This is a genomic window from Caulobacter sp. NIBR2454 (genome assembly GCF_027474405.1).
In the GTDB taxonomy this organism is placed as follows: domain Bacteria; phylum Pseudomonadota; class Alphaproteobacteria; order Caulobacterales; family Caulobacteraceae; genus Caulobacter.
In genome coordinates this window covers 1,239,471-1,262,016 of sequence record NZ_CP114871.1, presented here as the reverse complement: position 1 = coordinate 1,262,016, position 22,546 = coordinate 1,239,471, and the positions used below count along the sequence as shown (strand labels likewise).

19 protein-coding genes are annotated in these 22,546 nt (G+C 66.8%); 8 read left to right on the top strand and 11 right to left on the bottom strand.

Going from position 1 to position 22,546, the window contains the following annotated elements:
- Positions 1-37: 37 nt before the first annotated feature.
- A complete protein-coding gene (locus O5K31_RS06175; protein ID WP_269716435.1) occupies positions 38-565 on the bottom strand; it encodes a porin family protein in 528 nt (175 codons plus the stop codon).
- Positions 566-803: 238 nt separating this feature from the next.
- Between O5K31_RS06175 and O5K31_RS06170 the strand changes: the two genes are divergently transcribed.
- The 3 genes from O5K31_RS06170 to O5K31_RS06160 all read left to right on the top strand — a co-directional run bounded on the left by O5K31_RS06170 (position 804) and on the right by O5K31_RS06160 (position 4,862).
- The gene (locus O5K31_RS06170; protein ID WP_269716434.1) at positions 804-1,925 is read left to right on the top strand and encodes a beta-ketoacyl-ACP synthase III; all 1,122 of its coding nucleotides are present in this window, start codon (positions 804-806) and stop codon (positions 1,923-1,925) included.
- Positions 1,926-1,995: 70 nt separating this feature from the next.
- Positions 1,996-3,663: an amidohydrolase gene (locus O5K31_RS06165; protein WP_269716433.1), complete on the top strand. Its 1,668-nt coding sequence runs from the start codon at positions 1,996-1,998 to the stop codon at positions 3,661-3,663.
- Complete coding sequence (locus O5K31_RS06160; protein ID WP_269716432.1) at positions 3,660-4,862, top strand: hypothetical protein; 1,203 nt, start codon at positions 3,660-3,662, stop codon at positions 4,860-4,862. The genes O5K31_RS06165 and O5K31_RS06160 overlap by 4 nt, the downstream gene beginning before the upstream one ends.
- Positions 4,863-4,905: 43 nt before the next feature.
- Here O5K31_RS06160 and ppdK read toward each other — a convergent pair whose 3' ends face one another.
- The 5 genes from ppdK to O5K31_RS06135 form a co-directional block, all read right to left on the bottom strand.
- Complete coding sequence (ppdK, locus tag O5K31_RS06155; protein WP_269716431.1) at positions 4,906-7,590, bottom strand: pyruvate, phosphate dikinase; 2,685 nt, start codon at positions 7,588-7,590, stop codon at positions 4,906-4,908.
- A gap of 8 nt (positions 7,591-7,598) precedes the next feature.
- On the bottom strand, positions 7,599-9,734 hold the full coding sequence (gene glyS / locus O5K31_RS06150) for a glycine--tRNA ligase subunit beta (protein WP_269716430.1): 2,136 nt from the start codon (positions 9,732-9,734) through the stop codon (positions 7,599-7,601).
- A gap of 4 nt (positions 9,735-9,738) precedes the next feature.
- Positions 9,739-10,623 carry a glycine--tRNA ligase subunit alpha gene (locus O5K31_RS06145; protein ID WP_269716429.1) on the bottom strand — a complete coding sequence of 295 codons (885 nt, stop codon included), beginning with the start codon at positions 10,621-10,623 and terminating at the stop codon, positions 9,739-9,741.
- Positions 10,624-10,715: 92 nt separating this feature from the next.
- Positions 10,716-11,096, bottom strand: a complete 381-nt coding sequence (locus O5K31_RS06140; protein ID WP_269716428.1) for a hypothetical protein — start codon at positions 11,094-11,096, stop codon at positions 10,716-10,718.
- Positions 11,097-11,221: 125 nt separating this feature from the next.
- On the bottom strand, positions 11,222-11,575 hold the full coding sequence (locus O5K31_RS06135; protein WP_269716427.1) for a DMT family protein: 354 nt from the start codon (positions 11,573-11,575) through the stop codon (positions 11,222-11,224).
- Positions 11,576-11,903: 328 nt separating this feature from the next.
- Between O5K31_RS06135 and O5K31_RS06130 the strand changes: the two genes are divergently transcribed.
- Both O5K31_RS06130 and O5K31_RS06125 read left to right on the top strand, forming a co-directional pair.
- Positions 11,904-12,242, top strand: a complete 339-nt coding sequence (locus O5K31_RS06130) for a P-II family nitrogen regulator (protein ID WP_269716426.1) — start codon at positions 11,904-11,906, stop codon at positions 12,240-12,242.
- Between the two features lie 31 nt (positions 12,243-12,273).
- Positions 12,274-13,710, top strand: a complete 1,437-nt coding sequence (locus tag O5K31_RS06125) for an ammonium transporter (RefSeq protein WP_269716425.1) — start codon at positions 12,274-12,276, stop codon at positions 13,708-13,710.
- 78 nt (positions 13,711-13,788) lie between these two features.
- Here O5K31_RS06125 and O5K31_RS06120 read toward each other — a convergent pair whose 3' ends face one another.
- Genes O5K31_RS06120 through O5K31_RS06110 form a run of 3 tightly spaced genes read right to left on the bottom strand, consistent with a single transcriptional unit; the run spans position 13,789 to position 18,148 of the window.
- The gene (locus tag O5K31_RS06120; protein ID WP_442867778.1) at positions 13,789-14,664 is read right to left on the bottom strand and encodes a 4-(cytidine 5'-diphospho)-2-C-methyl-D-erythritol kinase; all 876 of its coding nucleotides are present in this window, start codon (positions 14,662-14,664) and stop codon (positions 13,789-13,791) included.
- 14 nt (positions 14,665-14,678) lie between these two features.
- Positions 14,679-16,421, bottom strand: a complete 1,743-nt coding sequence (locus O5K31_RS06115; RefSeq protein ID WP_269716423.1) for a tetratricopeptide repeat protein — start codon at positions 16,419-16,421, stop codon at positions 14,679-14,681.
- Between the two features lie 56 nt (positions 16,422-16,477).
- Positions 16,478-18,148 carry an electron transfer flavoprotein-ubiquinone oxidoreductase gene (locus O5K31_RS06110; protein WP_269716422.1) on the bottom strand — a complete coding sequence of 557 codons (1,671 nt, stop codon included), beginning with the start codon at positions 18,146-18,148 and terminating at the stop codon, positions 16,478-16,480.
- A 215-nt stretch (positions 18,149-18,363) separates the two neighbouring features.
- On the opposite strand from O5K31_RS06110, the gene O5K31_RS06105 reads away from it, so the two are divergent.
- Together O5K31_RS06105 and O5K31_RS06100 are read left to right on the top strand one after the other, a co-directional pair.
- Positions 18,364-19,179, top strand: a complete 816-nt coding sequence (locus tag O5K31_RS06105) for a uracil-DNA glycosylase (protein ID WP_269716421.1) — start codon at positions 18,364-18,366, stop codon at positions 19,177-19,179.
- Positions 19,180-19,244: 65 nt separating this feature from the next.
- Entirely contained in the window at positions 19,245-20,360 is a 1,116-nt protein-coding gene (locus O5K31_RS06100; RefSeq protein WP_269716420.1) for a lytic transglycosylase domain-containing protein, read from the top strand.
- On the opposite strand, the gene O5K31_RS06095 is transcribed toward O5K31_RS06100, so the two are convergent.
- Complete coding sequence (locus O5K31_RS06095; RefSeq protein ID WP_269716419.1) at positions 20,298-20,726, bottom strand: glycosyltransferase; 429 nt, start codon at positions 20,724-20,726, stop codon at positions 20,298-20,300. The two genes, O5K31_RS06100 and O5K31_RS06095, sit on opposite strands and share 63 nt — an antisense overlap.
- Positions 20,727-20,795: 69 nt before the next feature.
- On the opposite strand from O5K31_RS06095, the gene O5K31_RS06090 reads away from it, so the two are divergent.
- Complete coding sequence (locus O5K31_RS06090; protein ID WP_269716418.1) at positions 20,796-21,893, top strand: PA0069 family radical SAM protein; 1,098 nt, start codon at positions 20,796-20,798, stop codon at positions 21,891-21,893.
- On the opposite strand, the gene O5K31_RS06085 is transcribed toward O5K31_RS06090, so the two are convergent.
- Entirely contained in the window at positions 21,890-22,486 is a 597-nt protein-coding gene (locus O5K31_RS06085; RefSeq protein WP_269716417.1) for a TetR/AcrR family transcriptional regulator, read from the bottom strand. The two genes, O5K31_RS06090 and O5K31_RS06085, sit on opposite strands and share 4 nt — an antisense overlap.
- Between the last annotated feature and the right edge of the window lie 60 nt (positions 22,487-22,546).

Genomic DNA, 22,546 nt, shown 5'->3' with positions numbered 1-22,546 from the left:
CCCCTCCCGCGAACGGGAGAGGAGCAGTTGATCGAGGTTAGAACTTGCGGACGTAGGCCACGGACGCGACGTCGGCCTTGCCGCCGTCGTTCTTGAAGTCGTGGCGGGTGTAGTCGACGCGGACGCCGTTCTTCTCGTCGAAGAAGTACTGGGCGCCTGCCCCGTAGTTCCAGGAATCGCCGTCCGCCTCGGTCGAGATGCCAGCGACTGAACTCTTGATCTCGGTGTTGCCGTAACCGACGCGGGCGAACAGATCGAGGTTCGGCTGGACCGGCACGTAACCCACCGCATAGCCGGCGATCTGGTGGTTCAGGTCGGCGCCGACCTTCACGCCGTTGATGTAGGTGTGGTCCTTGTCGATGCCGGTGGCGGCTTCGCCTTCCACACCGAAATACTGGCCGAAGCGGGCGCCGATGCGGCCCTGCACCGCGCCGAGATCAGCGCCGTCAGCGCCCGACCGGGACAGGCCGGCCGTGCCGTAGACAGTGGTCTCGCCCATCATCTGGGCGTTGGCCGCGACCGGAGCGATGGTGGCGGCGATAGCAGCGGCGCTAGCCGCAATCATGAGAGACTTCATTTTTATTGTACTCACTCTACTCGAACAGCGCCCCAGTTCGTCCCCTGCGGGACGCCCCTGGTTCGCAGCCAAACGCGACCTGCGCAGGGCGGTTGCGGCCTTATTTGGGGCGGTACGGCCTTATCCGGGACACATCCGCGCACGTGACGGCGCGCTGCGGCGTGCTATTGATCGCTTCAGAAAACCAATATGAGCCGCGCCCTCGCGCGCCGTCGGGAAGTCTTTCGTGCATCAAGCCGTCATCGCCGCCACGGGGCTGTACACCCCGCCGCACAGCGTTTCGAACACCGAACTGGTCGAAGCCTTCAACACCTTCGTGGAGCGGTTCAACACCGCCAACGCCGCCGCCATCGAGGCGGGTGAGGTTCAGGCGCTGAGCCCCTCCTCCCCCGAGTTCATCGAGAAGGCGTCGGGAATCAAATCCCGCTTCGTGATGAACAAGACGGGCGTCATCGACCCCGAGGTCATGCGCCCGGTCATCCCCGAACGCTCAAACGAAGAGATTTCCATCCTGGCCGAGATCGCGGTCGAGGCCGCCAAGGACGCCATCGCCCGTTGGGGCAAGCCGGTCAGCGAAATCGGCGCCGTCCTGTGCGCCGCCTCGAACATGCAGCGCGCCTATCCGGCCATGGCCATCGAGGTGCAGCAGGCCCTGGGCATCGACGGCTTCGCCTTCGACATGAACGTGGCCTGCTCGTCGGCCACATTCGGCATCAAGACGGCGGCGGACTTCATCGCCACCGGCTCGGCCAAGGCGGTGCTGATGGTGAACCCCGAGATCTGCTCGGCTCACCTGAACTTCAAGGACCGCGACAGCCACTTCATCTTCGGTGACGTGGCCACGGCAGTGATCGTGGAACGGGCCGAAGACGTCCCCGCGGGCCAGGGCTGGGACATTCTCGGGACGCGGCTAAAGACGCAGTTCTCCAACAACATCCGCAACAACTTCGGCTTCCTCAACAACACCGCGCCAGAGGGCATCGGCGCCCGCGATAAGCTGTTCGTGCAGGAGGGCCGCAAGGTCTTCCGCGAGGTGGTGCCCATGGTCAGCGAGATGATCGTCGAGCACGCCAATGACATCAGCGTGGACCCTCATGGCCTCAAGCGCCTGTGGCTGCACCAGGCCAACATCAACATGAACGAGATGATCGGCCGCAAGGTGTTGGGTCGCGATCCGGCGCCGGGCGAGAACGTCATCATCCTGGATGAGTACGCCAACACCTCGTCGGCAGGCTCCATCATCGCCTTCCACCTGCACAACGACGGGTTCACGGCGGGCGACGAAGGCCTAATCTGCAGCTTCGGTGCCGGCTATTCGGCCGGCACGGTGTTCGTCAGGAAGCGCTGATCCCCTCGCCGCCATTGCCACGGCGCGGTCGGTGACTAAGGTCGCACCCGGTATTCCATAAGGGGCGGCGATGACTTTGAAGGCGATCTTCCTGGCGGGGGCCGCGCTCCTCGCCGCAAACGCGGCCCAGGCCGACACCTGGGTCATGAACGCCAACGGCTATGCGTTCGACACCGCGGGCAAGCCGGTCCCCTTCCGCACCATGCGCATCGGCAAGGACGGCAAGATCGCCTGGGTCACCCAGGCCGTTCCGCGCATCGCCTGGGGTCCGGACGATGTCATGGTCGATGCCGGCGGCCGGACCGTCATCCCCGGCCTGATCGACGCCCACGGCCATGTCATGGGCCTGGGCTTCCAAGCCCTGGCGCTGGACCTGACGGGCACGAAGTCCCTGGACGAGGCGCTGCAGCGGCTGAAGGCCTACGCCGCCGCCAATCCCGACAAGCCCTGGATCATCGGCCGCGGCTGGAACCAGGAAATCTGGAAGCTCGGGCGCTTCCCCACCGCCGCCGAGATCGACGCCGTGGTCAGCGACCGGCCGGTCTGGCTTGGCCGCGTGGATGGGCACGCTGGCTGGGGCAACACCAAGGCTTTGGAGCTGGCCGGCGTCACCGCTGCGACCAAGGACCCGGTCGGGGGTCGCGTGGAGCGCAAGGCGGACGGCTCGCCCGCCGGGGTGCTCGTGGACGCGGCGCAAGACATGGTCGACGCCAAGGTCCCCGCCCCCACCGCCGCCGACGCGGAGGCGGCCCTCAACGCCGCCCTCAAGATCATGGCCGAGGTCGGCCTGACGGGCGTGGGCGACGCGGGCGCCGATCCGAAGACCTGGGCGCTCTACGACCGCTTCGGCAAGGAAGGTCGCCTGACCGCCCGCATCTACGCCATGGCCGGGGGCATGGAGGCGCTGGAGGCGATCTCGCCCAAGGGGCCCATAGACTGGACGTACGACGACCGCCTCGCCCTCAAGTCGGTGAAGCTCTATTCGGACGGCGCCCTCGGCTCACGCGGGGCCCTGCTGAAGGCGCCCTATAGCGACGATCCCAAGAACATGGGCCTGCAGTTCCTGCCGCAGGACAAGCTGAACGCCATGGTCCAGAGCGCCGCCTCACGCGGCTATCAGGTCAATATCCACGCCATCGGCGACGGGGCCAACGCCGAGGTGCTGAACGCCTTTGAAAGCGTCGTCGGCTCGAGGCCCAAGGGCCTGCGCCACCGCATCGAACATGCGCAGGTGGTCGATCCCGTCGATCTGCCCCGCTTCGCCAAGCTGGAGGTGATCGCCTCCATGCAACCGACCCACGCCACCTCCGACAAGAACATGGCCGAGGACCGGCTGGGCGCCGCCCGCATGAAGGGCGCCTATGCCTGGCGCAGCGTACTGGACAGCGGCGCCAAGTTCGCCGGCGGCTCGGATTTTCCGGTCGAGGCGCCCAACCCCTTTTTCGGCATCCACGCCGCCGTCACCCGCCAGGACCATAACGATCAGCCCCTGGGCGGCTGGTATCCTGGCGAGGCCCTGACCCTAGACGAGGCGCTGGCTTCCTTCACCACCGGCGCGGCCTATGCAGCGTTCGGCGAGGGCAAGTTTGGCAATCTGGAGACGGGCAAGTGGGCCGACTTCCTGATCCTCGACGCCGATCCGTACAAGATGGCGCCCAAGGATCTGTGGAAGATCAAGGTCCAGGAGACCTGGGTCGGCGGCAAGCGCGTTTACCAGCGTGAAGGGGCCGCGAAATGATCGGCCGCATCGCCACCTTCGTCGCCGTTGTCGTCTGCATCGCCGCGCCCGCCTTCGCCGCGCCGCAGGAGATCAACGCCTACACCCGCTACGAACTGCTCAGCCCCGGCTCGGGCAAGTTCCGCATCATCTATGACGTGACCGCCGCCCGCCCGGGCGCGACCGCCTATTTCAACCCGATCCGCAAGGGCAGCATCGCCACCGACGAGAGCGTGCTCGACATGGCCACGGGCAAAGCGCTGGAGTTCAAGGTGGTGGACGGCGCCACCGCCCGCGCCACCGGCCTGCCCGAAGCCAGCCTCGACAGCGACTACATCCGCGTCACCCTCGCCCGCCCAGTCCCCGCCGACGGCGGCCAGGGCCGCGTGCGCATCGACAAGACCTACGAGGACGCCAAATCCTACTTCCAGGACAAGGGCGACATCGTCTTTGACCGCCCGCTGGGGGTGAAGCGCAACGCCGTGGTCCTGCCAGCCGGCTATGTGCTGGTCTCCTCCAACTATCCGTCGCAGGTGGCGCAGGAGGCGGACGGCCGCCTTCGGATCAGCTTCATCAACAACACCCCGGCCCAAGCGCCGCTGAAGCTGCGCGCCCGCCCCGGCAAGCTGACGCCGACGGCCAACAGCGCCGCGGCCAAGGTGTCCGAGCGCGCCGCCCAGACGCGGGACATCGTGTATTTCCTGAATGCGCCGGAGACGAACAGTTTCGCGCTCTATCACGACTACACCGAGGACCGTCCGGGCGTGGGTCAGTACGTCAACGTCGTGCGGACGGGCAGCACCGCCTCCAAGCCCTCGGCCCGCAACATGGACACAGGGGAAGCGCTGAAGGCTCAGCAGTTGAAAGGCGCGGCCATCACCGCCGCCGGGATCAAGGACCCCGGCCTGCGCGAGATCACCGCCGAGACCGAGATCGTTCTCTTCAGCTTCCCGCCCGTGAAGGCCGGGGAATCCGTGCGTCTGCGCCTGGCCGAGACCTATACCGATCCCGGCCGCTATAAGCTGGTCGGCGACGAGCTGGTCTTCGACCGCGCCCTGGGACGCCCCGCTAACGCGGTGGTCCTGCCCGTGGGTTGGACCCTGACCAATTCGTCGGCCCCCGTCGTGGTCAGCGAGATCGAGGACGGCCGCACGCGGCTGGACTTCGTCAACCCAGCGCTGGGCGATCTGTCGGTGCTGATCACCGCCAAGCGCAAATAGGCCCCAAAGGAAAAGGGCCCGCCTTTCGGCGAGCCCTTGAACCTTACTTCTTCGACAGAGCGGCCTGGGCCGCCGCCAGTCGGGCGATGGGCACTCGGAAGGGCGAGCAGGACACGTAGTCCAGACCCACGCTCTCGCAGAAGGCGATGGAAGCCGGGTCGCCCCCATGCTCGCCACAGATGCCGAGCTTCACGTCCGGGCGGACGGCCCGGCCGCGTTCGGCGGCGATGCGGATCAGGTCGCCCACGCCTTCCTGGTCGAGGGTCACGAACGGGTCGCGTTCGAAGATGCCCTTGTCGATATAGGCGTTCAGGAACTTGCCGGCGTCGTCGCGGCTGATGCCGAACGTCGTCTGGGTCAGGTCGTTGGTGCCGAAGCTGAAGAACTCGGCGGTCTCGGCCAGGTCGGCGGCCCGCAGGGCGGCGCGCGGCAGTTCGACCATGGTGCCGACCAGATAGGTCAGTTCGACGCCCTGCTCGGCGATCACTTCCTTGGCCACGCGGTCGGTTAGCTCGCGCAGGAACTTCATCTCCTCGCCCTTGGCGACCAGCGGGTGCATGATTTCCGGCACCGGAGCGGCCTTGCCCGATTTGGCGATCTCGCAGGCGGCCTCGATGATGGCGCGGACCTGCATCTCGTAGATCTCGGGGTACGAAACGCCCAGGCGGCAGCCGCGATGGCCGAGCATGGGATTGGTCTCGTGCAGTTCCTTGGCGCGGCGCATCAGCTTGGCGGCGTCCAGGCCGGTGGCGGTGGCCACGGCTTCCACATCGCCCTCGGTGTGCGGCAGGAACTCGTGCAGCGGCGGATCGAGCAGGCGCACCGTGACCGGCAAGCCTTCCATGATCGTGAACAGCTGGACGAAGTCGCCCTTCTGCATCGGCAGGATCTTCGCCAGGGCGGCGCGGCGGCCGCGCTCGTCATCGGCCAGGATCATCTCGCGCACGGCGGCGATGCGGTCCTCGTCGAAGAACATGTGCTCGGTGCGGCAAAGGCCGATGCCTTCGGCGCCAAACTGACGGGCGGTCTTGGCGTCCAGCGGCGTCTCGGCGTTGGCGCGCACCTTTAGGCGGCGGGCCTTGTCGGCCCAAACCATCAGGGTCGCGAAGTCGCCGGTCAGCTCGGGCTCGATCATCTTCACGGCGCCGGCCAGGACTTCGCCCTTGGAGCCGTCGACTGTGATGATCTCGCCGGCGCGGAATTCACGGCCGCGGACCCGGAACAGGCCCTGGTTCTCGAAGATGGCGATCTCGCCCGCGCCGGAGACGCAAGGGCGGCCCATGCCGCGCGCCACGACGGCGGCGTGGCTGGTCATGCCGCCACGGGCGGTGATGATGCCCTTGGCCGCGTGCATGCCGTGGATGTCTTCGGGGCTGGTCTCGTCGCGGACCAGGATGACCGCTTCGCCCATCTGGCCCAGGCGCTCAGCCTCGTCGGAGTCGAACACCACCTTGCCGGTGGCCGCGCCGGGCGACGCCGGCAGGCCCGACGCGATCACGTCACGCTGGGCGGTGGGGTCGATGGTGGGGTGCAGCAGTTGGTCCAGCGAGGCCGGCTCGATGCGCAGGATGGCTTCGTCCTGGCTGATCACGCCCTCGGCCGCCATATCCACGGCGATCTTCAGCGCCGCCTTGGCGGTGCGTTTGCCGTTGCGGGTCTGGAGCATGTAGAGCACGCCCTGCTCCACCGTGAACTCGATGTCCTGCATGTCGCGGTAGTGCCGCTCCAGCGTCTCGACCACGGTCTTGAACTGGCCGAACACCTCCGGCATCGCCTCCTCCATCGAGGGAGAGACGTCGCCCATTTCCTCGCGGGCGATCTTGGTCAGGGACTGCGGCGTGCGGATGCCCGCCACCACGTCCTCGCCCTGGGCGTTGATCAGAAACTCGCCGTACAGGCGCGCCTCGCCCGTCGACGGGTTGCGGGTGAAGGCCACGCCGGTCGCCGAGGTGGCGCCCATGTTGCCGAACACCATCGACTGGATGTTGACCGCCGTACCCCAGCTTTCGGGGATGTCGTGCATGCGGCGATAGAACTTGGCCCGGTCGTTCATCCAGCTGGCGAAGACGGCGCCAACCGCGCCCCACAGCTGGGCTTGCGGGTCCTGCGGGAACGGCTGGCCGTGCTCGCGCGAGACCACGGCCTTGTAGTCCTTGACCACCGCGCGCCAGTCCTCGGCGGTCAGGTCGGTATCGACCGTGACGCCCAGGCGATCCTTGTGGTCGTCCAGGATTTCCTCGAACGAGTGGTGGTCGAGGCCAAGCACCACGTTGGAGAACATCTGGATGAAGCGGCGGTAGCTATCATAGGCGAAACGCTCGTCGCCCGACAGCTTGGCCAGGCCGGCCACGGTCTCGTCGTTGAGGCCGAGATTCAGGACCGTGTCCATCATGCCCGGCATGGAGGCGCGGGCGCCGGAGCGCACCGAAACCAGCAGCGGGTTGGCTGGATCGCCAAAGGTCTTGCCCGTCAGCTTCTCGACCGTCGCCAGACCGGCGGCCACCTGTTCGGCCAGCTCGGCCGGGTACTGGTTGCCGTTGGCGTAATAGTGGACACACGCCTCGGTCGTGATGGTGAAGCCCGGAGGCACCGGCAGGCCCAGCGAAGACATCTCGGCCAGGTTGGCGCCCTTGCCCCCCAGCAGATTCTTCATCGAGGCGTCGCCATCCGCGCCGCCTCCGCCAAAGGAGTAGACCCAGCGCGTCTTGGTCATCGTCTCGACCGGCATGTCAAAGCTCACCCTGCGATAAGTGAAAAGTCCGCGACCGTTTCGGTGGTCGTCTTGACTTGGGATAGGAGCCGCAAACGGTTATCCCGCGCCGCAACATCCGGATCGTTCACTAGCACCTTCTCAAAGAATGCGTCCACCGGCGCACGAAGTTGCGCGAGCGCCTGCATGGCGCCGGCAAAATCTTCTGAGGTCAGCGCCGTTTGCACGACAGGACGCGCGCGTTGCACCGCTTCCAGCAAAGCCGATTCCTCAGCCGGAGCGCCGGAAAGCGCCACAGCGTCGCCCTGCGGCAATGGGCCCTTCTTCTCCTCGGCCTTGAGGATGTTGGCCGCGCGCTTGTATCCCGCCAGCAAGTTGGCCCCGTCGTCCGTTTTCAGGAAGGCGTCCAACGCCTCCACGCGCGAAACGATCCGAACCAGATCGTCGTCGCCGAGGGCGAAGACGGCGTCGACGAGGTCGTGGCGCTTGCCTTCATCTTTCAGGGCGACTTTCAAACGGTCAGCAAAGAAGACAAGAACATCTCGCTCAATCTGCTCCCAAGGAAGCAGCTCGATATTCAGGCCGAGCGCTGGGGTTGCATTTGGCTCGGCCGTCGAGCGCCGCTCACCCAAAGCCCGACCTGACCTTAGATTGTCTTCCTGAATGCGAAGATAGGCAGCTTTGACTATCTTAGAGAGCGAGGCCCGCGCGGCATTCTCCCGGATCAGACGGATCACGCCCAACGCCGCGCGGCGCAGGGCGAAGGGGTCCTTCGAACCGGTGGGCTTCTCGTCGATGGCGAAGAAACCGACCAGGGTGTCAAGCTTGTCGGCCAGGGCCACGGCGATGGAGACCGGCGCGGTTGGGACCGCATCGCCCGGTCCTTGCGGACGATAATGATCGCGCACGGCGTCGGCGATCTCGCCGTCCAGGCCGGCGTTGCGGGCGTAATAGCCGCCCATGACGCCCTGAAGCTCGGGGAACTCGCCGACCATTTCCGAGGTCAGGTCGGCCTTGGCCAGACGTGCGGCTTCGCCGGTCTTGTCCACATCCGCGCCGACCAGGGGCGCGATCTCGCGGGCCAGGGCGACGATGCGCTCCACGCGTTCGGCCATGGTCCCGAGCTTGGCGTGGAAGGTCACCCCGTCCAGCTTCTTCAGCCAGGGCTCGAAGCCGACCTTGACGTCCTCGTCCCAGAAGAAGCGGGCGTCGGACAGGCGTGAGGACAGCACCTTGGCGTTGCCGCGGGCGATCTCGGCGCCGCCGTCGGCGGCCTGGATGTTGGCCACCACCAGGAAGTGCGGGGCCAGCTTGCCGGTCGCCGGATCACGGACGGCGAAGTACTTCTGGTGCGTGCGCATGGAGGTGCGGATCACCTCCGGCGGCAGGGCCAGGAACGCGGGGTCCATGTCGCCCAGGATCGGGGTCGGCCATTCGGCCAGGCCCGCGACCTCGTCCAGCAGGCCCTGGTCCTCGACCAGCTCCAGATTGCGCGCGAAGCACAGGGTCTTGGCGCCTTCCAGGATGCGCGCCTTGCGCTCTTCCGGGTCGAGCACGACGTGGTGGGCCAGCAGGGCCTGGCGGTATTCGTCAAAGTCGCGGGCGCGGAACACACGGTTCTGGCCCATGAAGCGATGCCCTTCGGACAGGTCACCGCTATCGATCCCGTCGATGCTGAACGGGATGATCTCGCGGTCGAAGACGCACAGGATGCGCTTCAGCGGGCGAACCCAGCGCAGCCTGCCCGTGCCCCAGGTCATGGATTTGGGCCACGGGAAGCCGCGGACGATCTCCTCGACCATCTCGGCGACGATCTCTGTGGTGGCGCGGCCGGCCTTGTGGATGTGGGCGAAATAGACGCCGTCACGCTCGGTCAGCTGGTCCTGGGTCAGGCCCGCCTTGCGCAGGAAGCCTTCCATGGCCTGCGGCGGGGCGCCGACCTTGGGGCCTTTCAGCTCCTCGTGGCGTTCCGGTTGGGCGATGGGCAGGCCTTCGGCCACCAGCGTCAGGCGGCGCGGGCCGGCCATGGCCGTCAGGGCCTCGGGCAGGAAACCGGCGGCGGCCAGACGCTCGCGCGCCATACGTTCCAGGTCCTTTGCGGCCTGGGCCTGCATGCGGGCCGGGATCTCTTCGGAGAACAGTTCGATAAGCAGCTGGGGCATGGTCTTACGCGGCTTCCTGCTGCTCGGCCCACTTCTGGGCGCACATCTTACAGAGGTCGCGGATGCGTCCGATGTAGCTGGCGCGCTCGGCGACGGCGATCGCGCCGCGGGCGTTCATCAGGTTGAAGAGGTGGCTGGCCTTGAGGACCATGTCGTAGGCGGGCAGGACCAGCGCCCTTCCCTGATACTCCCGCTCGAGCATGAGCGGCACTTCGCGCTCCATGTCCTCGAACTGGCGCTTGAGGGTCGCGACGTCATAGCCGTGGAAGTTGGCCTGCGAGTGCTGGCGCTCGTTCTCAAGGAACACGTCGCCATAGGACACGCCGGCATCGTTGAACGGCAGGTCGTACACGTTGTCGACGCCGAACACGTACATGGCCAAGCGCTCCAGGCCATAGGTCAGCTCGCCGGCCACGGGGCTGACGTCCAGGCCGCCGACCTGCTGGAAGTAGGTGTACTGCGACACCTCCATCCCGTCGCACCAGACTTCCCAGCCCAGGCCCCAGGCGCCGACGGTAGGGTTCTCCCAATCGTCCTCGACAAAGCGGATGTCATGCAGGCGCAGATCCAGGCCGATGGCCTCGAGCGAGCCCAGATACAGGTCCTGCATGTCGGCCGGGTTCGGCTTCAAGATGACCTGGTACTGATAGTAGTGCTGCAGGCGATTGGGGTTGTCGCCATAGCGACCGTCGCTGGGACGGCGCGAGGGCTGCACATAGGCCGCGTTCCAGGGCTTGGGCCCAAGGGCGCGCAGGACGGTGGCCGGATGCAGCGTACCCGCCCCCACCTCGATGTCGTGCGGCTGCAAGATCACGCATCCCTGCTTCGACCAGTAGTCGTGCAGGGTGAGGATCAGACCTTGAAAAGACTTGGGTTTTTCAGCGGACATCGGGGCTCGGACGGGGGCCAGAAAAAAGTCGGCGGACCATAGGGCCCGCCGACCTTTGCTTCAAGCCAAGTCGGCCCGTGGTTGTCCGGCTTTTAGTTGCCGGCCGGGTCGGTGCGCTTGCCGGCGCGCGACATCGGGGCGCCGTACTTGGCGCGGTTTTCCGGAGTGTCGGCCACCGGGCCGTTGGACACTACGTTGGCGTCGCCAGCCTTAAGGGTCGCCTGCTGTTCGGGCGAGCTGGTGGAGACGACGTCGGTGCTCATGCCGGTCGGGGCGACCGAGGTCATCGGCGCGGCCATCGTCGAGTCCGTGGTGTTCGTCATGCCCGACGAGCGGACGGCGTCATCGGTCATGGTCGTCGAGGTGTTGGGGGTCGGGTTCACAGGCTGGCTGGAATCCATGGTCTGGGCCGAGGCGGCGCCGGCCAGGAGAGCGGTCGCAGCAGCGGCGGTAATCAGATGAACGATCTTCATGGCTTTTTCCTCATTGTTTCAAGGGCGAGGCCGAAGAGCGCGGCTCCGCTTCCCACCGGCGAAGAAGCGCGCGAGAAGCGAGTCCGGTTCCAGCAACGGCGAACCGGGTTGCTGGAAAGTCGCGTTCAGCGATTGAGGAAAATGAAAAGAGCGCCGACGAAGATGAATCCAAAACCCACCAGCGTCGTCCACCTTACCGGCTCGCCCAAGTAGAGCGCCGAGAAGATCACGAAGACGATCAGGGTGATCGCTTCCTGCATCGCCTTCAACTGCCCGGGGGAATAGACGGTCGACCCGATGCGATTGGCCGGCACCGCCAGCATGTACTCCGGCAGGGCGATCATCCAGCTGGTCAGGATGACCATGAACAGGGTCGCGGTGCGGTGCTTGAGATGCCCATACCAGGCGAAGGTCATGAAGATGTTCGAGGCGGCCAGCATGACGACCGGCAATATCTTCGGCCAAAGGCTCGCGCTCATGGTCCCCTCCGCTTCAGCGCCATTGAAGCGGGATTCCGCGGATCGTCCAAAGTGTGATCGGCGTGCCTTCTAGACCGTTCATCGGGCCATCAAAGCCGTTCAGGGAGATCGATTTGCCCAGATTTACGGCAGATTGCCCGAAAATCGATCATCGTGCGGCCCAATTATGGCGCTTCTTGCAAAATCCTTACCTTCCAGGCGCGCCCCACCGCCCCCGCCGCTAGCGTGACCGCAGCCTGAGTTCGGCGAGGTCCGGACCGGCGACTAACGACGAAACTGACATTCAGACGGGGCGTGCGGCCTTCGGGGGCGTGCGGGGAGCAAGCGGATGAAACTGATCATTGCGGTCGTCAAACCCTTCAAGCTGGACGAGGTGCGAGAAGCGCTCGTCACGGCCGGCGTCGAAGGCCTGACCGTGTCTGAGGTCAAGGGCTATGGCCGCCAGAAAGGCCAGACCGAGATCTATCGCGGGGCGGAGTACCAGGTGAACTTCGTGCCCAAGGTGAAGCTGGAGGCCGTCGTCGACGACGCCGCCGCCGGCAAGGCCGTCGAGGCCATCAAGGCCGCAGCGGCCACTGGCAAGATCGGGGACGGGAAGATCTTCGTCCTCAATGTCGAGAACGCCGTGCGCATCCGGACCGGTGAAACCGGCGCCGCCGCGCTCTGACAAACAATTCGGGGACAAGGGGTTTAACTCGATGAAACTGGGATTCAAATCGCTGACGAGCGTCGCGCTCGCGGCGACCGCCGCGGGAGCCATGATGGCCTTCCCGGCCCTCGCTCAGGAGGCCGCCGCGCCTGTGCCCGACAAGGGCGACACCGCGTGGATGCTGGTCTCCACCGTTCTGGTGCTGTTGATGATCCTGCCGGGTCTGGCGCTGTTCTATGGCGGCCTCGTGCGCGCCAAGAACATGCTGTCGGTCATGATGCAGGTGTCGGTGGTCAGCGCCATCGGCATCGTCGCCTGGGTGTTCTGGGGCTATAGCCTGGCCTTCACGGACGGCGGCGGCCTCGACAGCTTCGTCGGCGGCTTTGGTCGCCTGTTCCTCAAGGACGTGACCCCGGCCAGCAACGTGGCCACCTTCTCCACTGGCGTGGTCATCCCGGAACTGGTCTTCCTGTCCTTCCAGTCGACCTTCGCGGCGATCACCGCCGCCCTCGTGGTCGGTTCGCTGGTCGAGCGGATGAAGTTCGCGGCGATCGTCGCCTTCGCGGTCCTGTGGCCGATCCTGTCCTACTACCCGATGGCCCACATGGTCTGGTGGTGGCCTGGTCCGGACGCCATCGCCTCGGCGCCTGAGGCCGCTGTGAAGGCCGGTCTGATCTGGAGCTTCGGCGCCCTCGACTTCGCCGGCGGCACCGTGGTCCACATCAACGCGGGCGTCGCCGCCCTGGTCGGCGCCATGATCCTGGGCAAGCGCACCGGCTACGGCAAGGAGCCGATGCCGCCGCACTCCCTGACCCTGACCCTGGTGGGCGCTGGCCTGCTGTGGGTGGGCTGGTTCGGCTTCAACGCCGGCTCCAACCTGGAATCCAACGGCTACGCCGCCCTGGCGATGATCAACACCTTCGTGGCCACCGCCGCGGCGGGCCTGTCCTGGATCATCACCGAGTGGGTCACCCGCGGTAAGCCGAGCGCGCTTGGCCTGGCCTCGGGCGTGGTCGCCGGCCTCGTCGCCGTCACCCCGGCCGCCGGTTTCGCCGGCCCGATGGGCGCGGTGGTCCTGGGTCTGGTCGTCAGCCCGATCTGCGTGGTCTTCTGCTCGATCGTGAAGAACGCCCTGAAGTACGACGACAGCCTGGACGCCTTCGGCATCCACGGCATCGGCGGCATCGTCGGCGCCATCGCCACCGGCATCCTTGTCAGCCCCGCCCTGGGCGGCGCCGGCATCGTGGACTACACGACCTGCGCGGCCGACGGCGACATCTCGACCTGCGACGCGGCGGTCTACAACATGGGCACGCAAGTGCTGGCCCAGCTGAAGGGCGTCTGCGTCACCATCGTGTGGTCGGCCATCGCCACGGCCATCGTCTTCTTCCTGATCAAGTTCACGATCGGCCTGCGCGCCGCTCCGGACGTGGAAGAGGAAGGCCTGGACATCGCCGAGCACGGCGAGCGCGCTTACCACTCGTAAGCGACGGGAGAAGGTTCCTGGGGGAACCGGGGGGCGGAGGTCGGGGGACCTCCGCCCCCCTTCTCTTTTGGGGAGGGTCTAGGCCAGCCGGCAGGCGCGGACCCACCAATCCGGCCGCATGGACAGGATTCGGTCGGCCAAGCCCTCGGCCTCGATATCCCCGGAGCAAAGCGCAAAGCACGTCGCCCCGGAGCCCGACATACGGGCCATCAGGATTTCCGGCTCGTCGCGCAGCAACGCCAGCACCTCGCCGATGATCGGCGTGAGAGCCACAGCCGGAGCCTCCAGATCATTGCGGGTCAGGCTTAGGAAACCCGCCACATCCTCCGGACTCTCGAAGGCGTCCGGCATAGGGGGCCTGTCGGCGCCCCAAGGCGATATGGCCGCATCGTAAGCACGGTAGACCGCACCCGTCGGCGACGGCGCGCCGGGATTGACCAGAACCGCATGCAGCGGCGGCAGCGCTGGGGGAACGCTCAGCACCTCGCCCCTTCCCTCGCCGATCGCTGGCCGCGCCCAAAGGCACACCGCCCCGTCGGCCCCCAGTTCGGAAGCCAAAGCCTCAAGAGTCTCATCCGCCATCGACAGGCCCAGGGCATCGCGCAGCAGCCGGAACGTCGCCCCGGCGTCGCTGGACCCGCCGCCAAGGCCCGCGGCCGTCGGCAGGTTCTTCTCCAGGATCAGACGGAAGGGCGCCGTGGGCCGACCGGCACGGGCGATCAGCAGATTGGCGGCCCGCACCACGAGGTTAGTTTCATCGACGGGAACACCGGCCGCACAGGGGCCCGTGACCTCGAACGCCAGGGCGTCGGACGGCTGCACCGTCACGCGGTCCCCCACATCCGCGAACACCATCAGGCTGCACACCGGGTGATACCCCTCGGCGTCCGGCCCACCCACATGCAGGAACAGGTTCACCTTGGCCGGAGCGAAGGCGGCCCTGCCATCGTTCAGCTTCACCGGTCCGCTCAGCGTTCGGCGACGGAAGGCGCGGCGGCTGGGCCCTTGGCGCCAAGGCCGTTCTTCAGTTTGGCTTCCGCTTCGGACCGCAAGACGTCACTGGGCTCAAGCGACAGGACGCGCGTCCACTGGAACGTCGCCTCGGTGCGCCGCCCCACCCGCCAGTAAGCGTCGCCCAGATGATTGTTGACGTCCGGGTCCGCCGGCTCGAGCACCACCGCCCGCTCCAGCGTCTCGACGGCGGCCTTGTAGTCCCCCAGCCGGTATTGCGCCCAGCCCAGGCTGTCGAGCATCGCGCCCGAGCGAGGGTTGGCCAGCACCGCCTTCTTGACCATGGCCATGGCCTCGGGCAGCCGTTCGCCCCGGTCGATCCAGGAATAGCCGAGATAGTTCAGCAGTTCCGGCTCATCGGGCTGGCGCGCCAAGGCCTTTTCCAGGTCCTTTTGCGCTTCCGGCCAGTTTCCCGAACGCTCCAGCGACACGCCGCGCATGTAGAGCAGGCGCCAGTCGGCATTCTCGCCTTGGCGGGCGATCACCGGATTGAGCACCTCGACCGACTCCGCCCAGCGATCGTTGGCGCGCAACATCTCGGCCCAGGCGATCTGGCGATCAGCCTCTAGAGGAGCCGCCAGGGCCGCCTCTCGCACCAGGCGCAGCGCGGTCTCCTTGTCGCCTTCGGTCTGATAGGTCCAGGCCAGCTTGCCGCGCGCCGACGCGTAGAGCGGCGACTTCGGCCCGACCCGTTGATAGGTTTCGCGCGCCGCCTGGGCGTCGCCGGCCAGGGCCAGCAGGTCGCCCAGCATCACCCAGGCTTCGTCCCGCTGATCATCCAGCCGCAGGGCCAGACGCAGATAGGCCAGAGCGATCTGGCGCTGACGCTCGCCCATATAGACCGCCGAGGCCGCGATGAGGGATTGAGCCGCGCCCTGCTTGATGGTCGGCGGCGGGGGCGCGGCCCTGCCGGCCTCCACGCGCGCCAGGGCGGCGCGTAGCCCCGCGTCGTTGGAGCGGACCGCCAAGGCGTCACGATAGACGGTTGCGGCGTCCTGCTTGCGCCCGCGACGCTCCAGGAAGTTTCCATAGTCCAAGCTGAACAACGAACCTGTCTGGGCATCGCCCGTCAAAGCCTTGAAGTCCGTCTCGGCCTCGTCATAGCGGCCGGCGCGCTCGTACAGATGCGCCTGGCCGAGCATGCCGAACACCTGAACCACACGGTCGCCACGCACTTCGGGCCGGATCACCGCCCCGTTCTTGTCGCCCGCCGCCGCGGCAGCCCACGGCGCCAACAGCGCCGCCGCACCAGCATGAGGGAAGGTGATGCGGCCGCCGGTCAGAGCGGCTTGCGCCTGCTTTGCGCGGCCCGACGCCAGGTCTTCGACCGCCGTGACCAATTGGCCCAGACGATAGACGGCCTGGTTGTCGGTGGCTTCGTCGGTGGGGGCGAGCATGGCCGCGCGGCGCACTTCCCCCGACAGCAGGGCCGCCGTGAAGGCCCTATCCTTGACGGTGGCGTCGCCACCCAGTTGATCAGCGCGACCGAACAACTCAGCGGCCTGGCGGCTGTCGCCATCGTTCATCGCCGCCTGCCCCGCCAAGAACAGGCCGTACGGCGTGGAACTGCGCGCCACGCTGGAGACGATGACGTCGGAGTCGGCGAAGGCGTTCGGCTCTGGCGCGGCCTTGGGCGCTCCCGCGCAGGCGGCGGCGAAGGCGAGCGGAGCAAGGGCGACGAGGCGGGGGAGGAGCTTCATGGCCCTACCTTCTCCCATTCCCGCGCCGCCGCAAGTGCAGGGTGTGCGGTCCCGCCTCACATATTGGGGTAGTTCGGGCCGCCGCCGCCCTCAGGCGTGGTCCACACGATGTTCTGCGACGGATCCTTGATGTCGCAGGTTTTGCAGTGGACGCAGTTCTGGGCATTGATCTGGAAGCGCGGGTCGGTCCCCTGCTCGTTGTAGAGCACCTCATACACGCCCGCCGGGCAGTACAGCCGCGCCGGTTCGCCATACTTGGGCAGGTTCACCTGGATCGGAACCGTCGGGTCCTTCAGCTTCAGGTGGGCCGGCTGGTCTTCCTCGTGGTTGGTGGCCGACAAGAAGACCGACGATAGCTTGTCGAAGCTGATCACGCCGTCGGGCTTGGGATAGACCAGCGGCTTGTAGTCCTTGGCCAGGCCCGTCGAGGCGGCGTCGGTCTTGTCGTGCTTCATGGTGCCGAACACCGAGAAGCCGAACAGGTGGTTGGTCCACATGTCGAACATGCCCAGCGCGCCGCCGATCGCGGTGCCGTACTTGGACAGTAGCGGCTTGGCGTTGCGGACGATCTTCAGCTCCTTGGCCACCCACGACTTCTCGTAGGCCGTCTGGTAGCTGGTCAGCTCATCGCCGGCGCGGCCGGCCTGCAGGGCGGCGAACGCCTCCTCGGCGGCCAGCATGCCGGTCTTCATGGCGTTATGGCTGCCCTTGATGCGCGGCACGTTCACGAAGCCGGCCGAGCAGCCGATCAGCACGCCGCCCGGGAAGCTGAGCTTGGGCACCGACTGATAGCCACCCTCGGTGATGGCCCGCGCGCCATAGGCGATGCGGCGGCCACCCTCCAGGTGCGGCTTGACCGCCGGGTGATGCTTGAAGCGCTGGAATTCGTCGAACGGCGACAGCCAGGGATTCTTGTAGCTGAGGTGAACCACGTAGCCGATGGCCACGTAGTTGTCCCCGAAGTGGTACATGAAGCTGCCGCCGCCGGTCTTGTCGTCCAGCGGCCAGCCCGTGGTGTGCTGAGCCAGACCGGGCTGATGCTTCTCCGGCGGGACCTGCCAGATCTCCTTCAGGCCGATGCCGTATTTCTGGGGCGAGCGGCCCTCGTCCAGCTTGAACTGGTTGATCAGCACCTTGGCCAGGGAGCCGCGGACGCCCTCGGCGATAAACACGTACTTGCCGTGCAGCTCCATCCCGGGCTGGTAGTCCGGCTTGTGCTCGCCGTCCTTGGCGATGCCGACCACGCCGACGACGACGCCCTTCACGGAGCCATCATCGCGATAGACCAGTTCGGACGCGGCGAAGCCCGGATAAATTTCGACACCCAAGGCCTCGGCCTGCTCGGCCAGCCAGCGGGTCAGGTTGGCCAGCGAGCCGATGTAACAGCCATGGTTGTGCATGAACGGCGGCATGGCGAACATCGGCAGCGACAGTTCGCCCGCCTCGCCCAGCAGAAGGAACCGGTCCTTGGTGACGGGGGTCTCCAGCGGCGCGCCGCGTTCCTTCCAGTCGGGGAAGAGCTCGCGCAGCGCCTTGGGATCGATCACCGCGCCCGACAGGATGTGGGCGCCGACTTCGGAGCCCTTCTCCACCAGCGCCACCGAGACCTCGGTCCCGGCCTTCTCGGCCATCTGCTTTAGCCGGATCGCCGACGCCAGGCCGGCGGGTCCGCCGCCGACGATGACGACGTCGTACTCCATGGATTCGCGTTCGACTGCTTCCGACATGGCCCACTCCTCGCGCTGCGGCTGTCCCCTCGCCGCTTACGTCTGTTTGAATCGCTTATCGGGAAGCGACGCAAGGGTGGTCAAGACCTTTGCTGCAGTTGCGAAAGCTTCTCTGGCAGGCATGTGGCGCGCGACAGCTGGTCCTGAGCGGCTGAAGGGTCTGCTCTAGCCCTTCCCTATTGACCCCAGGCGGCGGCGGGCCGCACAGAGAATGGATGCTGGCCGCCTCCGACATTCGCGCTGTCGAGAGCCTCCTCGCCTTCTGGGCTGAGGCGGGTGTCGAGGCGTCGTACGCGGATGCTCCCATCGACCGGATGGCCGAGGGCGCCGCACTGCTCAAGGCGCGCCAGGCGCCACCACCCCCGCCGCCGATCCAGATGGCCGGCCGCGTCTCCGCCGCGCCTCAGACCGGCGCCGGCATCGCGGCCGCGCGTGAAGCCGCAGCGGCGGCCAACACGCTGGAAGAGCTCGCCTCCGCCATCGCGGCTTTCGAGGGCTGCAGCCTGAAGCTGGAAGGCGCGCGTCAGGCTGTGTTCTCTCGCGGCGTCCCCGACGCGCCCCTGATGGTGATCGGCGAGGCGCCCGGCGCGGACGAGGATCGCGAGGGCGCGCCCTTCGTCGGTCGCGCGGGCAAGCTGCTGGATCGCATGCTGGCGGCGGCTGGCCTGGCCGACCGGGTGTTCATCACCAATACCGTTTTTTGGCGCCCGCCCGGCAATCGCACCCCAAGCCCCGCCGAGCAGGCCGTCTGCGCGCCCTTCGTCGAGCGCGCCATCGCCCTGGTCCAGCCCAAGATGCTGCTGCTGGCCGGCGGCGCTTCGGCCAAGTCCATGCTCAAAAGCAATGAGGGCATTCTTTCGATGCGTGGCCGCTGGTTTGAATGGACCCCGGAATCGGGCGGGGAGACCCTGCCAGCCATGCCCACGCTGCATCCCGCATTCCTGCTGCGCCAGCCCGCCGCCAAGAAGAAGGCTTGGACAGACCTTTTGACGCTTTCGGAGCGGCTTGATCGACTGGGCCGACCCCAGTAGACAAGGACATCATCGGAAAAGGGCCGCGCTGGAATCGCATAGCGACCGGAGCGGGAACAGACGACATGAAGCGATCCGCGCGCATGCTGTTCATGGCCTTCGTCGCCGTGTTCAGCCTGAGCCTGACCCACGTCTCCGCCGAGGCGCGCCCACGCAAGGCTCGCGCCGCCGCGGTGAAGGTTGATCACGCAAAAGCGGCCCGCGAAGCCTATTACGGCGGTGACGTCAAACGCGCCTTCAACCTCGCCGCCTTGGCGGGCGAGCGCTGGATCGCCGGCCTTTCCGCCTTCCGCATGGGCCGTCCGTCCGAAGCAAAGGCCTTCTTCCAGGCCGTCGCCGGCGATCCCAAGCAAGACGGCTGGCAACGCGCCGCCGCCGCCTTCTGGGCCGCGCGCTCGGCCACCGTCGCCGGCTCCCATGACCAGGCCGCCGAGTTCCTGCAGCTCGCCGCCGCCGCACCCCACACCTTCTACGGCATGATCGCCGAGCGTCAGCTGGCTCTGAGTGGGGCGCGGACGGCCGAGGCCGATCCCATCGCCCGCCTGATTCGCGCCTCCTACGCCGGCCCCGCGCTGAAAGCTCCCGCCGGGTTCGACATGCCGGCCTTGGAGCCGGTCGGCGGCTTCACCATCGACCGCGCCATGGTCTATGCCCTGGTCAAGCAGGAGAGCCGCTTCAACCCCGCGGCCGTGTCGCACGCCGGCGCCGTCGGCCTGATGCAACTGATGCCTGCCGCCGCCGCTCGCGCGGCCGGAGACGACAAGTTGCTGGTCGACAACACGCCGCTGTTCGATCCCGCCTTCAACCTGCGGGTCGGCCAGGACTATTTCACCTGGCTGATGGATCGCGGCCTTCAGAATCGCGACCTGCTTCGCGCCGTAGCCGCGTACAACGGCGGGCCGGGCACGCTGATCAAGGCTGCTGAAAAGCTCGGCGCCGACTGCGACAGCCTGCTGCTGATCGAAAGCCTGCCGGCCCAGGAGACCCGCAACTACGTCGAGAAGGTGATGGCCAACTACTGGACCTATCGCAAGATGATGGGCGGCGAGAACCACACCCTGGACGCCTTGGCTCGCGGCGAGAAGCTGGCCGACGCGTCCCTCGACAAGTGGGCGGCTTCAGCCCAGGCGCCGTGGGCGGCTGCGCAGAGCATCGACAGCATCCTGCTCGGCTCGCAATAGCAGGCCATCTTCAAGCTTTGGGCGGCTGAGCAGGCCGCTCTTGCCCCAGGTCGCCGCCTTGTTCCCATGATGGGCGATGTGGCGCGCGGCCTCCTCCTCCCATCCGGTCGGCAGGATACGCCCGGGACCCAGGATCAGCATCCAGGGGTGCCGCGCGGTGGCGCAGGCGTCTTGCAGCGAGCCCTCCACCACCTTGGCGCCGGTCTCCTCGGAGATATCGACGGTCGAGGCCTGCATGGCGGGATCGGCCAGAATCACTTCCTTGACGAAGCCGTCCATCGCCACCGGGACCAGGGCCGCCAGCGTGCGGACTAGGCCGGCAGGGTCGTCGTTCGTCGGAATGATCACGCTAAGCATCGCGCGCATGAACCCTGTCAGCGATTGAGGGTCAAGGATCGTTCTTGTTATGTTCTCATCGTGCGCTAAAATGCATCCATGGCCGCGCCTCTCAACTTTCAGCGCCTCAATGGCAAGACCGACATCAAGGGCCGTGGCGCGCGTTCGAACGTCACCAGCCGCTTCGACAGCCTGAAGTCGGAGGAGTTCGACGACGGCTGGACCACTGAGGACGAAACGCCGCGTGCGTTGTCCACCACCATCCAGCCGATGAAATCGAAGACCATCATCGCGCGCAACGACAGCCCCGACATCGGCTTCGACCGCTCGATCAATCCCTACCGCGGCTGCGAGCACGGCTGCATCTACTGCTACGCCCGCCCTGCTCATGCCTATCTCGGCCTGTCGCCGGGCCTAGACTTCGAAAGCCGGCTCTATTTCAAGCCCGAAGCCGGCAAGCTCCTGGAGAAGGAGCTGTCCAAGCCGACCTACAAGCCCGGCCCCATTCACATCGGGGGGGACACCGATCCGTATCAGCCTCAGGAAAAGCGGATGCGGGTCACGCGCGCCGTGCTTGAGACGCTGCAGCGCTTCAACCACCCTTTCTCGATCATCACCAAGTCGGCCCTGATCACCCGCGATCTCGATATTCTCGGTCCCATGGGCAAGGCGAACCTGGCGCACGCGGCGGTGTCGATCACCACCCTCGACCGCCGCCTGGCCCGCAGCATGGAGCCGCGCGCAGCCACGCCAGAGCGTCGGCTCGACGCCATCCGCCAGCTGACCGAGGCTGGTGTGCCGACCCTCGTCATGTTCGCTCCCTCCATCCCCGGCCTGAACGACCACGAGATGGAGGCGGTGCTGGAACGCGCCGCCGAAGCGGGCGCCGTCGGCGCGGGCTATGTGGCCCTGCGCCTGCCGCGCGAGATAAAGGACCTGTTCCGCGAATGGCTGGCCACCGACCACCCCGACAGGGCCGGCAAGGTGATGTCCCTGGTCCGTCAGATGCGCGGCGGCCTCGACTACGACGCCGAGTGGGGCCAGCGCATGACCGGCCAAGGTCCGGTGGCCGAGGTGATGAACCGCCGCTTCAAGCTGGCCGCGGCGCGCCTGGGCCTGGACCGCCGCTGGAGTCCCCTGGACGTCACCAAATTCGCCATCCCGCCCAAGGCCGGCGACCAGATGAGCCTGTTCTAGGGCGTCCGCTCTCCGGCCAAGGCAGCGAACGCGGCGTAAAACGCTTCGTCCGGAACCAGCTCGGGGGTCAGGAAGCGCTGAAACAACAGGCCTTCGGTCAGGGAATGGATCACCACCACCAGCAGTTCCGCCGGCATTGGAAGGCCGCCCTCGTCGGCCACAGTCCGAAGCCAGTCGGCGCCCAGCGAGAAGCTATCGGCTGTCACCTCTCTCACCTGAGCGCGGATTTCCTCGTGGGTCAGTGAATAGGCCATGCCGGTCAGTCGCCCGTAGGCCGCCGTCTCGCGCTCCGGGATGGCGGCGATAGTGGCTTCCGCCAGAGCCCGCATCTTTTCAGCGAAACTCGACCCCGGGCGGATCACCGGCTTGATCGGGGTCCAATAGGCGCCTGCCAGCGCCATGAACAGATCGTCCCGATCCTTGAAGTTGCCGTAGATCGCGCCAGTGGTCATGCCGGCGCGTTCGGCCACCGCCTGCAAGGTCGTGTGCTCATAGCCCCGCTCACGGACGAGTTCGCGGGTCGCCTCTAGCAGCTTCGCGCGTGTGCGCTGCCGTTTATCGCCCTTCGGCTGGCGGCGCCCGGAGTGGCTCATGACGTCCTTCACACAGAGAGCCTAACCCGGGACTTGTTTTATAGGAATATTATTTTATAA